The 13,582-nt window shown below is 46.0% G+C and carries 11 protein-coding genes and 1 pseudogene; 3 read left to right on the forward strand and 9 right to left on the reverse strand.

All coding sequences use genetic code 11. From position 1 onward, the window contains the following. Positions 1-59 precede the first annotated feature (59 nt). From MTR82_RS11470 to MTR82_RS11480, 3 genes are all read right to left on the reverse strand, one after another. Complete coding sequence (locus MTR82_RS11470; protein ID WP_246809154.1) at positions 60-1,841, reverse strand: acyl-CoA dehydrogenase family protein; 1,782 nt, start codon at positions 1,839-1,841, stop codon at positions 60-62. Positions 1,842-2,168: 327 nt separating this feature from the next. Continuing rightward, positions 2,169-3,341, reverse strand: a complete 1,173-nt coding sequence (locus MTR82_RS11475) for an acetyl-CoA C-acetyltransferase (protein WP_246809155.1) — start codon at positions 3,339-3,341, stop codon at positions 2,169-2,171. A 27-nt stretch (positions 3,342-3,368) separates the two neighbouring features. Then, positions 3,369-5,753: a 3-hydroxyacyl-CoA dehydrogenase/enoyl-CoA hydratase family protein gene (locus MTR82_RS11480; RefSeq protein ID WP_052652192.1), complete on the reverse strand. Its 2,385-nt coding sequence runs from the start codon at positions 5,751-5,753 to the stop codon at positions 3,369-3,371. A 211-nt stretch (positions 5,754-5,964) separates the two neighbouring features. Here MTR82_RS11480 and MTR82_RS11485 point away from each other — a divergent pair, with 211 nt between their 5' ends. From MTR82_RS11485 to MTR82_RS11495, 3 genes are all read left to right on the forward strand, one after another. Then, positions 5,965-6,285 carry a thioredoxin family protein gene (locus MTR82_RS11485; RefSeq protein ID WP_052652193.1) on the forward strand — a complete coding sequence of 107 codons (321 nt, stop codon included), beginning with the start codon at positions 5,965-5,967 and terminating at the stop codon, positions 6,283-6,285. 497 nt (positions 6,286-6,782) lie between these two features. Next, the gene (locus tag MTR82_RS11490) at positions 6,783-7,247 is read left to right on the forward strand and encodes an STAS domain-containing protein (RefSeq protein WP_246809156.1); all 465 of its coding nucleotides are present in this window, start codon (positions 6,783-6,785) and stop codon (positions 7,245-7,247) included. Between the two features lie 33 nt (positions 7,248-7,280). Continuing rightward, complete coding sequence (locus tag MTR82_RS11495) at positions 7,281-7,796, forward strand: C39 family peptidase (RefSeq protein ID WP_246809157.1); 516 nt, start codon at positions 7,281-7,283, stop codon at positions 7,794-7,796. On the opposite strand, the gene MTR82_RS11500 is transcribed toward MTR82_RS11495, so the two are convergent. The 6 genes and pseudogenes from MTR82_RS11500 to MTR82_RS11525 form a co-directional block, all read right to left on the reverse strand. Next, positions 7,780-8,679, reverse strand: a complete 900-nt coding sequence (locus MTR82_RS11500; protein WP_246809158.1) for a 5'-3' exonuclease — start codon at positions 8,677-8,679, stop codon at positions 7,780-7,782. The two genes, MTR82_RS11495 and MTR82_RS11500, sit on opposite strands and share 17 nt — an antisense overlap. Positions 8,680-8,755: 76 nt before the next feature. Beyond that, complete coding sequence (locus tag MTR82_RS11505; protein ID WP_246809159.1) at positions 8,756-10,252, reverse strand: glycine betaine uptake BCCT transporter; 1,497 nt, start codon at positions 10,250-10,252, stop codon at positions 8,756-8,758. Positions 10,253-10,475: 223 nt separating this feature from the next. Then, a pseudogene (locus tag MTR82_RS11510) lies at positions 10,476-11,168 on the reverse strand (HAD family hydrolase); the annotation flags it as partial. Positions 11,169-11,181: 13 nt separating this feature from the next. Further along, a complete protein-coding gene (locus tag MTR82_RS11515; RefSeq protein ID WP_246809161.1) occupies positions 11,182-12,000 on the reverse strand; it encodes an aminoglycoside adenylyltransferase domain-containing protein in 819 nt (272 codons plus the stop codon). A gap of 3 nt (positions 12,001-12,003) precedes the next feature. Then, positions 12,004-13,008, reverse strand: a complete 1,005-nt coding sequence (locus tag MTR82_RS11520) for an anti-sigma factor (RefSeq protein WP_246809163.1) — start codon at positions 13,006-13,008, stop codon at positions 12,004-12,006. Next, positions 12,992-13,522 (reverse strand): sigma-70 family RNA polymerase sigma factor, encoded by a 531-nt coding sequence (locus tag MTR82_RS11525; RefSeq protein WP_052652202.1) that lies wholly within the window; start codon positions 13,520-13,522, stop codon positions 12,992-12,994. Before MTR82_RS11525 ends, MTR82_RS11520 begins: the two co-directional genes overlap by 17 nt. Positions 13,523-13,582: the final 60 nt, after the last annotated feature.

The following is a 13,582-nucleotide window of genomic DNA, read 5'->3' on the forward strand; positions in this document are numbered from 1 at the left end:
TAAAAGCGGATGGTCGACGAGAAAAAAAGCGCAGCCCGCAAGCTGCGCTTTACAAAAAATCACACGACGTATTTTTCCGCTTCGATCAATTTCACCGCGGCTTCGCGTTTTTTCGCGATGACGTTGTAAGGCGTTGAACGCGTCAATTTGCGAAGCGCTGAAAGCATCATACGCTGGTTGTCGCCTTCGATTGCAGCCAATAATGTTTCCTTCGCGTCTTTTTCGATCTTATCAAACGCTTCTTGGCAATAAATTTGCGTGTAGAGCAATTTTTGCTGGGCTTTTTCTTCGCCTGAAGCTGCAATCGCTTTTTCTGTGCGAAGCACTGCAGATTCCATCGCGAAGACGTTGCTTACGATGTCCGCGATATTGACAAGCACTTCCTGCTCATTTTCAAGCTTCGTGCCGAATGTTTGTGCTGCAAGGCCTGCTGCCAGCAACGCAATCTTCTTGGCATTTTTCACCAAGTATTTTTCTTGCGCCAAAGCTTCTGTGCCGATCTCTTCCGGCATCATCATCAGCAATTCTTCCTGCAATTGCTGTGCATGCTGAAGCAATGGAAGTTCGCCTTTCACTGCTTTGCGGATCAACGTTCCCGGTACAAGCAAGCGGTTGATTTCGTTTGTTCCTTCGAAAATACGGTTGATACGCGAATCGCGGTAGATGCGCTCGATTTCGTACTCTTGCATAAAGCCGTATCCACCGTGCATTTGGACGCCTTCATCGACGATATAATCCAAAGTTTCCGTTCCGAAGAATTTATTCATTGAGCATTCTACTGCGAATTCAGCAATAGCGCTTGCGACCAATTTGCCGTCCGCATGTTCTTCATCCGTGAATCCGCTCATGCGGTCTTCGAACAAGCCGACGGTGCGGTAAACGGAACTTTCCACCGCATATAGATGGGAAGCCATTGTCGCTAATTTCTCACGCGTCAAGTTGAATGAAGAAATCGGCGTTTTGAATTGCTGGCGCTGGTTTGTGTAAGGAATCGTCAATTCCATTGCACGTTTTGAAGCTCCGATTGTGCCTACGCCCAATTTATAGCGTCCGATGTTCAAGATGTTGAAGGCGATGATGTGGCCGCGCCCTGCTTCACCCAGCAAGTTTTCAACCGGCACTTCTGCATCTTCTAAGATCAATGTGCGTGTTGAAGAAGATTTGATCCCCATTTTCTTTTCTTCCGGTCCAACCGATACGCCTGGGAATTCGCGTTCTACGATAAATGCAGAGAATTTATCTCCGTCGATTTTCGCATAAACCACGAATACATCGGCAAATCCTGCGTTTGTGATCCATTGCTTCTCGCCGTTCAAGACGTAATGTGTGCCTGCTTCGTTAAGCTTCGCTACGGTTTTTGCACCCAATGCATCGGATCCTGAACTTGGCTCCGTCAACGCGTAAGCAGCGATCATTTCACCTGTCGCAAGGCGCGGCAAGTATTTCTGTTTTTGGTCTTCGTTTCCGAAAAGAACGATTGGCAAGGACCCGATGCCGACGTGCGCACCGTGTGTGATGGAGAACCCGCCCGCTTTCGACATTTTCTCTGCAATCAAAGCGGAAGCAATTTTATCGAGGCCGAGTCCGCCGTATTGTTCCGGAACATCGGCTCCAAGCAACCCAAGGTCACCTGCCGATTTCAATAAACGCACGGAATGCTCAAATTCGTGGTTTTCCAATTTTTCGACGACGGGCATGACTTCGTTGTTCACATAATCCTCAGTCGTTTTTGCGATCATTTTATGCTCTTCTGTAAAATCTTCCGGTGTGAATACCCGTGATAAATCTGCGTCTTCGATTAAAAAACTGCCGCCTTTGATTAACGTTTTTGACTCTGCCATTTTTCATTCCTCCTAATTTATGTTTATATAAGTTGAACTAAGTAGCTTTACTAAGTGATATTCCGCAAAACAGCTGCGCTTTCCGCGGGCTCGCGCTAAGCTAACTCGGGCTAGACGCCCGAGTGGATCTTAGCACTTCACTGTTCCCGCAGGAGTCTCCGCTGTTTTGCTCCATATCAAGGCTTCCATTTACGTTGAATCTGTGAAAGAGCAACGCACTTTTATGTTTAGAAGCTGGCGCAGCAATACAGAATTAATGATCATTTTCCTGCCCAGACCGACTGAAACGGTGGATAGATTCTTAACCTTCAACTCATAAAATTTCTTCTACAGCATTTCAAAGACGCCTGCTGCACCCATTCCGCCGCCGATGCACATCGTGACAACGCCGAATTGCTTTCCTTGGCGCTTGAGTTCGCTCATCATGCGCAGCGTTAAGATGGATCCGGTTGCGCCCAGTGGATGGCCGAGTGCAATCGCACCGCCATTAAAGTTCACTTTATCGATATCCAGTCCAAGCTCGCGGATAACGCCAAGCGACTGGGAAGCGAAGGCTTCATTCAATTCCCAAACATCGATGTCTTCGATGGACAATCCGGCCAGTTTCAATGCTTTTGGAATCGCGACAACGGGTCCGATTCCCATCACTTCCGGCGGCACGCCGCCTGTCGCGAAGGAACGGAATTTCGCAATCGGCTTCAATCCCAATGATTCCGCTTTTTCACGGTCCATGACAAGAAGTGCGCCGGCACCGTCTGAAGTTTGGGAAGAATTTCCTGCTGTGACGGTGCCGCGTGCAGAAAAGGCTGCCCGCAATTTATCCAATGTCTGGACGGTCGTGCCGTGGCGTACCCCTTCATCCATTTCAAACTTGAATGTTTTTTCCTGGTATTTATTGTTTTCATCAACAAATCGCTTCGTCACTTCGACCGGTACGATTTCTTCGACAAAATGCCCTTTTTCGATGGCAGCTGCCGCTTTTTCGTGGGAACGGACCGCAAATGCATCCTGGTCTGCCCGGCTTACGCCGTACTGGGTGGCGACCTGCTCTGCTGTATGCCCCATGCTCATATAGTATTGAGGAGCGGTTTCAGCAAGCTTCGCATTTGGGCGCAAGACATTGCCCATCATCGGCACCATGCTCATCGATTCGACGCCGCCTGCAATGATCGCTTCAGCAGATCCAACCATAATCCGTTCCGCTGCATAGGCAATTGACTGCAGCCCCGAAGAACAAAAACGGTTGATCGTTACTGCAGGAGTCGTATCCGGCAGTCCGGCAAGTGCTCCGATATTGCGCGCAATGTTCATGCCTTGTTCCGCTTCCGGCATCGCACAGCCCATAATCAAATCATCTATTGGGCCATCATATCCAGCCCGGTTTAATGCTTCTCTGACAACAAGTGCCCCGAAATCATCCGGGCGCACTGTGGCGAGAGAGCCTTTTTTCGCTTTACCGACCGGCGTGCGTGCTCCGGCCACGATTACTGCTTCGCGCATGTTGTTTCCTCCTTTAATATCGAACTCTTAGTTGCGGAGCGGTTTGCCTTTAACGAGCATATGCTGCATCCGCTGCTGGGTTTTCGGTTCTGCGACAAGGCTTAGGAACGCTTCCCGCTCCAAATCCAATAGATACTGTTCGTCCACTTTCGTGCCGTAAGGAAGCTTGCCTCCTGATAGCACATATGCCAGTTTTTTCGCTATTTTCAAATCGTATTCGCTGATATAGCCGGAACTGAGCATGCCTTGCGCTCCCAATAGAAGCGTTGCGTAGCCCGGTTCGCCGGTAACGGGAATCTTTTCGCGAAGCGGCGCTTGGTAGCCGTTTTCATATAAAGCTAACGCTGCTTGCTTCGCATCGTAGATCAAGTGGTCGCTGTTCACTGAAATTCCGTCAACGAAGTTCAGGAAGTTGTTTTCGCGCGCTTCTTCGGCAGAAGTCGATACTTTCGCCATCGCAATCGATTCAAAAACATTGCTCGCGATATTCTGCAGATCCACATTCACGCCGTTCGGCAGGCCTTTCAAATGTTTGATGTAGAGTTCTTTGTTTCCGCCGCCGCCTGGAATCAGTCCGACACCTGCTTCAACAAGGCCCATATACGTTTCCATCGATGCCTGGATGTGGGCTGCCGGCAACGCGACTTCCGCTCCGCCGCCAAGCGACATGCCGAATGGTGCTGCTACGACCGGTTTTGGACTGTATTTAATCTTCATCATGGCGTTTTGGAACGTTTTGATCGTGAAATCGAGTTCAAAGATGTTGTCGTCTTGAGCTTCCATCAAAATCATGCCCAGATTCGCACCGACACAGAAGTTCTTTCCTTGGTTCCCGATGACTAAGCCTTTAAAATTCTTTTCTACTTCATCTACAGCGAAATTAATCATTTGCATGATATCCAGGCCGATTGCATTCGAGCGGGAATGGAATTCCAGCAACGCGATGCCGTCGCCAAGATCGATCAGGCTAGCTCCTGAATTTGATTTGATGACGCCGTGCTTTTTCTTATATCTCTTAAGATCAATGACTTTTTCATTGACCGGCACCGGCTTGTAATCCGTTCCGTCAAAGAAGTATAGATCTCCGTTTTCTTCTTTATAGAAGCTTTCGTTGCCTGAATCGAGTAACTGCTGCACGAAGACGGGCGTCTCATGGCCTTCCTGCTTCATTTTTTCAACGGATTTTTGGACGCCGATTGCATCCCACGTTTCAAATGGACCTTGCTGCCAACCGAAGCCCCATTTCATCGCATTATCGATGGCGACGATATCATCAGCGATTTCACCGTTCAATTCTGCCGAATAGCGTAGCGTCGGCGAAAGAATGCTCCATAGCAATTCACCTGTACGGTCTTCAGCGTAAACAAGCGTTTTCATTTTCGCGGATAAGCCTTTTTGCTGCTTCGCCATTTCTTGTGAAGGCGTTTTCAATTTTCCGGCTGGGCGGTATTCCAGGGTTTCCGGATCCAGTTCATGGATTTCCTTGTCTTTTTTCACGAAGAACCCTTGGCCCGATTTTGCGCCAAGCCAGCCGTTTTCCACCATTTTCTTCATAAATTCAGGGGCTTCAAACACTTTTTGCTCGTCTCCAGAAGTTTGGTCATAGACGTTTTTGGCAACATGCATGAACGTATCAAGTCCGACAACATCCAAGGTCCGGAACGTCGCTGATTTCGGCCGGCCGATCAACGGGCCAGTGACTGAATCCACTTCACCGATAGAGTAGCCGCGGCTCTGCATTTCACGGAGCGTCACCAATAAGCCGTATGTACCGATGCGGTTCGCAATAAAGTTTGGTGTATCTTTTGCGATAACGACGCCTTTCCCAAGGCGGTCTTCACCGAATTTCACCATGAACTCAACCACTTCCGGCGCTGTCGTATTCGCAGGAATCACTTCAAGCAATTTCAAGTAGCGCGGGGGATTGAAGAAATGCGTTCCAAGGAAATGCTTGCCGAAATCTTCTGAGCGCCCTTCTGCCATGGCGTTGATGCTGATGCCTGATGTATTGGACGTAATAATCGTGCCTGGTTTTCTCACCGCGTCGATTTTTTCATATAAAGATTTTTTCACATCCAAGTTTTCAACAATCACTTCAATGATCCAATCAACATCTTTTAGTTTTTCCAAATCGTCTTCTAAGTTTCCTGGAGTAATCAATTGAAGATTTTTCTTTGCAGTCAGTGGAGCCGGTTTTTGTTTCAACAGCTTCTGAATTGAAGTGGAAGCAATTCGATTGCGCACGGCTTTGTCTTCGAGAGACAAACCTTTCCCCTGCTCTGCTTCTGTCAATTCACGCGGTACAATGTCCAGCAATAGTACGGGAATTCCTATGTTTGCAAGGTGTGCTGCAATTCCTGAACCCATAACGCCTGAACCGAGCACCGCCGCTTTTTTGATTTGGTATGCCACGAGCAAACCCTCCTTGAGTTTTTTGAATGAATCCTCATTCATTTTTATCGTAAAAAAAAATAGAACGTTCTCTATGACCTTAGTGTAAATTATTTTTCCTTTTTTCGCAATATTTAATCCTTAAAAATATCCATTCCTTTCAAGTTTGTTTTCTTTTCGAAAAGCGGCAGACAAGGTAAACTGAAGAAGAACCAGTTAAGGAGGAGAAATGATGAAACCAATTACATCAACTGAACAATTCAACACTGTAATAGGAGGAACTGATCCTGTCATTGTTAAATTCCAAGCAGGATGGTGCCCGGATTGCACACGCATGGATATGTTCATCGACCCGATCGTCGAAGAATACAACCAATACACTTGGTATGACGTAAACCGTGATGAGCTGCCTGAACTGGCAGAAAAATATGAAGTAATGGGCATTCCAAGCTTGCTGATTTTCAAAAACGGTGAAAAAACAGCGCACTTGCACAGCGCAAACGCAAAATCGCCTGAATCAGTCACAGACTTTTTAGCTTCTCAGGAGAAATAGACATTCGTCTATTTTCAGGTTGTAGGGGAACTAGTTGTATGGGAACGTCTACTTCTGAAATCCGCACGACGGCGCTATGGACAAGGTTCCCACAATAAGCCGAGAAACCCACTCGTCTTATTGCTCCACCCTGTCCGGAACCGCGCCGGTGCTGGAACACTCTCCAAAGATATGGAGCAAAATAGCGGAGACGATTTTCTTATAAAATCATCGTTTTAAAACACTTGCTCCTGCGCAAGCTCGTCGCAAAGCAATTGACCTCGCAAGCCACGGTCAACCGCTTCGAAGCTGTTTTGAGGAATATCGAGTTTCTAATCGAAACTTTTTCCATTTCTATCTTTTCAACACACTGAGAAATAGACATTCGTCTATTTCTTTTTTTTGCGCTATAATAGATGTCATTGTAAAGATTCTCCATTCCTTGACACTTTCATCGCTTCGCTGCATCGGAAGTTTGGTAAAATGGCTGGGGAAACAAATTAAATTGAGGTGTACTTATGGATTCAACCAATGAAATTCAAGAACTAAAAGAATTGATCAAGCATTACGAAAAAGTGATCCGCAATATGTCAGCGCCCATCATCCCTTCTATCGTGCCGAATACGATTTTAGTGCCGATTGCCGGATATATTTTCAGCGAACGGTTTGAAACCATCCGTACGAAAGTGCTCCAGCATGCAGCCGATAACCGGGAAATCTATTGTGTCGTCTTTGATTTTACCGGTGTCCGCATGGAAGATGTGGAATCATTCGACTACAACGAATTGGCTAACGAGCTTTCGCAATTGAACAGCGCTTTGAAATTGATGGGCCTTCGCCCGATCTACGTAGGATTCAACCCCCGTTTTGTGCGTGAAATCGTTCATGCCGGAATCCAAGTGGAACTTGAAGTCTTCAACACATTTCGTGCCGCTTTGAAGAGTTTGCTGAACGAACGCGACCAATCGCTTTACTCGATCTGATACTAATCCATGAATCTTCAGGAGGTGTCCCTGATGAAAGTGCTCATTCCATTTCAAGGCATGTCCCAATACCATCAGTCGATTGCCGCCGAGCTGCAGGGTTCTGCTTGCGGGCCGACAACCGCCGCTGCGATTTTAAAGCATCATGAAAAGCAGGAATATGATGTCAATGAACTTTACCGGGCACTTGGTACGACGCGCATCGGGCTCTTCACCTGGAGATTCAAAAGAAAACTGAACCGCTTTGGCCAAAAAAGATACCGAGTGATAAAAACCCGCTCCATTGATCAAGTAAAAGAAGAATTGATGCAAGGCCGGCCGATGGCCATGAAGTTCGACCGGTATTTTTCATTCCGCTGGCGCCTCCCTTCTTCCTATAAGTATCACTGGGTTCCGCTGATCGGCTTTGAAGAACGTCCGGATGATTTGATCCTGTTTATCCACGACAACGGAAAAAGAAACCGCCCGAGTAAAGTCCAGGCGGTTTCTTATGAGCAGAACCGAAAAGTTCTGACGTTCTTAAAAATCATTCCTACTCAAACGGATTGACCGGAGCCAAACTTTTCTCCAATTGCCGAGCCAGCAATTTCAATTCCTGGTCATCGAATAATTGGACCATATCGTTTGTGTAATTCGGCACCAAAATTTCATCCAGCGAAACTTGGAGCGGAATGTCGCATTTGATGACCGCAAGTTCTTTAGATAGAAGCAGCATATCTTTATGCTCTTCTATCTTTTTCTTTTGCGCCGGTTTTAACTCGTCGATTGCGGCAAGCACGCCATCTATTGAACCGTAATTTTGGATCAGCTCCAAAGCGGTCTTCGGCCCGATTCCTTTAACTCCCGGATAGCCGTCGCTCGGGTCGCCCATAAACGCTTTCACATCTGCAAACTGCACAGGTGAAATGCCGTATTCTTCTTTAAAGCGGTCTTCATTGTACACATCGTAAATATGGAAGCCTTTTTTCATGAACGCAATTTTTACGGAAGGGTTCAGCAATTGAAGCATGTCTTTATCCCCTGTGATAATCGTGAAATTCGCTTCGCCTTCCCATTGCTTAGTGAAAGAGCCGATAAAATCATCCGCTTCGATTCCAACTTCACCGTAGTTTTTCCAGCCCAATTGCTCCGATACCTTTTTCGCCAGATCGAATTGGTGCAGCATATCTTCCGGCGGTGCAGGCCGGTTTGCTTTATAGCCGTCGAACATTTCCGTGCGGAATGTCGTCGCCCCCATATCCCAACAGACAGCCAAATGCGTCGGTTTCATCATGGTTTTTGCTGCCAGCACGTGGCGCGCAAATCCTTGGACTCCGTTTGTCGCAAGCCCTTCAGTTGTCCGGAAATACTGGCCCACAGCAGAAGTCGCAAAGAACGAACGGAACAGTAGCGCCATTCCGTCTACTAATAAAACATGCGGTTTCTCATTCATCTTTATTCCTCACCTTCGTCAAACACTCTCTCCATTATACCGCTTCTCATGCAAAAAAACCGCCGAAGCGGCGGTTTTATCGTTTGCGTTTAATGGCTTTGTATTCCAGATTGATTGACTTGTAGAAGGATCCCATCATCATCAGCATAATGAAGGAGAATGGGAATGCTGAAATGATCAGCGCCGTTTGAAGCGCATCCAGCCCCCCTGCCGATAACAGGATAACCGCAATCAATGATTGCGCAACTCCCCAAGTCAGTTTAACCGCATTTGCCGGATGCAATGACCCATTTGTCGATTGCATGCCGAGAACGAAAGTTGCTGAATCGGCGGATGTGATAAAGAATGTCGTGACCAAAAGAATGGCGATAATGGATAAAATCACACCTAATGGCACTTCATTGAATACCCCAAACAGCGTTTCAGAAGTCAGCAATCCGGTTAAGTCGACACCGCTGTTTTGAACATCAATTGCTGTTGAACCGAAAGCCGCAAACCAGATGAAACTTAGGAAAGTTGGAATCATCAAGACCCCAAATAGGAATTGGCGGATCGTCCGCCCTTTTGAAACGCGGGCGATAAAGATGCCGACAAATGGCGCCCACGAAATCCACCAAGCCCAATAGAAAATCGTCCAGCCGTCAATCCAAGCCCGGTTCTCTCCGTTTACCGGAGCCGAACGGAAACTCATTTGGATTAAGTTTTGGAAATAACCCCCAACACTTTCTGTGAACATATTGAGGATCAATAAGGTCGGGCCTAGGATAAGGACCAAGACCAATAATGCGATTGCCAATACCATATTGGTATTCGACAAATACTTTATTCCCTTGCTTAATCCGCTCCAAGCTGAAATCATGAATAAGACCGTTACTACTGCAATGATGATCAATTGAACCGTGAAATTGTCTCCCGGAATGCCATCAAACAAAAAAGCCAATCCTTCATTGATTTGAATGGTTCCGAACCCGAGAGTGGTTGCTACACCTACAGCTGTAGCAAATACCGCGACGACATCAACCAAAATCCCCCATGGTCCATTCATCTTCTCGCCAAAAATCGGCTTTAACGTAGCTGAAATCAGACCTGGCTCTCCTTTACGGAATTGGAAATAAGCGAGCGGCAATGCCACTACTGCATAAATGGCCCAGGCATGAATGCCCCAGTGGAAGAACGTGAAGCGCATCGATTCTTTGAACGCTTCCGCTGTTCCTGGCTCAGCGGTGGCCGGGTCGATTGCAAAGTGGGACAGCGGCTCAGCCGCTCCCCAGAATACAAGCCCAATGCCCATCCCAGCTGAGAATAACATCGCAATCCATGTGCCGAAAGAAAATTCCGGCTTGTCATTGTCTTTCCCCAATCGAATTTGCCCCATCGGACTGATGAGGAAAAATAGGCAGAACAGAACCATGACCGATACGATCAATAAATAATACCACCCGAACGAAGTTGTCAGGAATCCTTCTATATTGCCTGTAACTTCTGCAAAATTATCTGGTGCAAAAGCGCCGTATCCGACTGCCAACAACACAAGGACAATCGAAATCCAGAAAACATTGGTTACTTTCTTCATATAGTACCTCCCTGTTTTTTTATCACAATTGTTCATGTTACGGAAGTTCAAAGCCTATGTCAAATGACGTGCTATGTATAATAAAATCCGTCCATGAAGAACTATGTAATCCATACCCTGTTTTAAATTAAAATAAGCTAGCGGAAAATGGAAATAGAAAAACACCGTTTTTCTTGAGAAAGACGGTGTTTTAGCAATTAGTTGTTCCAGGAGAGAACAACTGTTAGACTTTGATATTCATAGCATGATTTCTTCCAATTGCCGGAAGAAGCCCTTTGATTTCCTGAAGGTCTTCAATGATAAAATCCGCTTCTCTCAGTTCCGATTCCTGTGCAAAATCAAAACGGCAGCCGATAGCTGTTAATCCATTTGCTTTTGCGGCTTGGATGTCAGAAAGCCGGTCGCCGATAACTGTACCTTCCAAAAGAGAATATTTTTCAACAATCGATTTTACGAGATCCCTTTTATCCAAGGTCGGGATTTGTTCAATGCTGAAGGTTTCAGTCACCCATTGATCCAATCCATAAAAATCCACGATCGCTTTGAGATATTCGGTCTGCCCGTTGCTCGCAATAAAAATTGGATTGCCCCCATCCTTCAAGTAGCCGAATAATTTCTCGGCATTCGGATAAAGAGCGCCTTTGCCGTTTTGGATATTCCAAATCAAGCGTGCGTGGAAATACGCATTCGTTTCCTCACGGACCATTTGGGTATGTTCCGGCAATAAGGTTTCCCACACTTTCGGCAGCGGCACCCCCATGATGGCCCGGTACTGTCCGATCGGCGTTGCTGCATCCCATAACCCTTTGCTTCTCAAATGCGAAAACGCATCTTCGAGCGCCGCTTCCAAAATTCGGTCCGTTTGAAAAAGAGTTCCGTCCATATCAAAAATACATGCGTGTTTCATCCAATTCTCCTTTAGTCCCCGTTTAATTAGAAAGACGCGCTTTCGCCTCTAAAAGTTCTTCGATCTGCTGTTTTAAGTACCGCTTAAATTCATTTAAATTTTTTTCATTAAATGTCCCATTTGCTTCTGCATTTTCATACACATGAATGGCTTGAGAAATCATAGGCCGGTAAATTTCTGGGAAAAGACGATTCCCCTCAAGTCCCGCTTCTTTCTTTGAAGCAATCTTTTCTTCTTTCAAATACCAATAAACCCGGATCATGTTTAAAATGCAATACACCGGATCTTCCTGGATGCGCTGCAAGCATTCTTCAAAATCGCCTAATAACGAAGCCAGATAATCTTCTTTTGGCACTTCCGGAAACACAAGCTCAATTCTTTTTCCGGACAGGCAAATTCCGCAATGGCGCATAATCATAACGTGTGCGGCTAGATCCGGATCTGTTCTTGCTTCTGAATTTAGATAGAGCTCTGAGTGCTCTGCCAGTTCTTGACCATACCGATCCCGCCAATATTCACTGAAATGAAATTCATACGGCGTTGGAAATTGCCAAGGTTTAAGCTGCTGAGCTGACAAGACACTGATTTCCACTGGATAAGGTTGCTTAGAGATGTCCAGGAAGTATCGTGCCAATTCCTTTTTGGAGCAGGCAGATAGGGATTTTGGGACCACTACAATTAAATCGATATCGCTTCTCTTCGGGTTAAATCCGCCGAGAGCAAGAGATCCATGAACATAGATTCCGGTAATTTCATCTTTTAACATCGACTCTAATCCGGTTTTCACTCGCTTTAAATAGCACTTCATTTCTGGTGATAAACGTCCAGGGTTCCCATTCATAAACTATTCCTCACTCCAGTTCCATAATTCGACTTCGCCTAATTGTTCACCCCGAACCCATTCCTCATCCTGCAGCTTCAATAATTCTTTCACAGGTCCAGTTACAACAGCACCATAGACGGTAAATCCGTTTACTTTTATATAGTCATAGCGAGTTTTAAAATGGCTAAGCCCAAGATAAAACTCAAGATAATTGGTGGATTTGTCCGAAATCAGTTTTTCCATATTATCGAGCATCGCAACTTTACTTTCTTCGATTGATGATGCGTCCAGTTCAAACGCCATCGTACTCGACAAATAATCTTCGGCCATCGTCCGGGCAGGCGGCAGTCCGATACCATCATATACAGTTACTTCTGTCGCACTGCCACCGGAACTTCCCGGACTGAAATCCGTGTATTCTCCGGTATGCAGCTGCATCCAGAGAATGTCCAAATCGTAAGGTTCCAGGCTTTCAATCAATTCTTCTGGCTCCATGAAGCGATCCGTCGAGAATGCCAATTCTCCGACAATCCCTTCATGCAGCATGTCTAAAGTCTTCCATACGTCTGGCTCAGGATTCGCCTCTAGTTTGTCTCCAGTTCTTGGGTCTTCCGGATAAAAGAAAGGGAAAAAGTTAAGCTGATCCTTTCCAGGGGTTTGGTACTCAATATACGAGTTGGTGTCGCTTAAACGCTTGACGGCTTTTGCTTCCCCGATAACCAGGTCTTCTTTCCCCACTTTTTTGACAATCGGGTACGTGACTTCTGTTGTTCCGAAAAAAGAAATTCCATCTGCTTTGTAGTCAAATGTTCCTCTAACATTCGGTGTCTTCCATTCCAAAGCCAGCTTCGTGTTAAAATCATTTTCTTCGGCAAAGTGAAAACGATCCGAAAACACATTCAACAAAATCGTATAAATCCCATACACCAGCATGCACAAGACAAAAATCCGCAAAATCCGGATCGTCAATGTGAAGCGCGATTTTTTCAATATTTTCTTTTCCAATTCTTTATTCCATTCGCTCATCCTGCCACCCTCTCTTTTTTCCGATTGCCTCCAACTTTTTCCGTGCCCGGTACAAATTGACCTTTACTTGGCCTTCCGACAGATCCATCGCTTCCTGGATCTCGGCGTATGTAAATTGTTCAACTTCCCGCAAATACAGAATCGTCCGGTAATGCTCCGGCAAAAAGCTCAACAATTCGTTTAAATCGCCCGCCGATTCTTGTGCTAAAACAGATTCTTCTGGCAATCCGTAAGGGCTGATCATTTCTTCGTTTGAATAAAACAAGTTCAGGAACGGAATCGCTTGTCTGCGTTTCCGTTTCCGCCATTCGTCAATGTAAATATTCCTCGCCACTTTGAACAGCCAGGCGCGTGCTTCTTCCCCCTCATAAGTATGGAGGGAAATTGTCGCGCGAACGAACGTCTCCTGTGTCAGGTCCTCAGCTAAATGAGACGAACCGGACATTTTCCATAAAAAATAATAAAGGGGCTTTGAATAGTTTTCATAAAGAGTTTCCAACTGCTGCTTTTTCATTCGCTCCCCCTTTATCTTTTCTCTATGTAACACGTCTTGCTTTCTATATTGTTACAGTTT

The sequence above is a fragment of the Planococcus ruber genome, from assembly GCF_022819085.1.
Taxonomy (GTDB): Bacteria; Bacillota; Bacilli; order Bacillales_A; family Planococcaceae; genus Planococcus; species Planococcus ruber.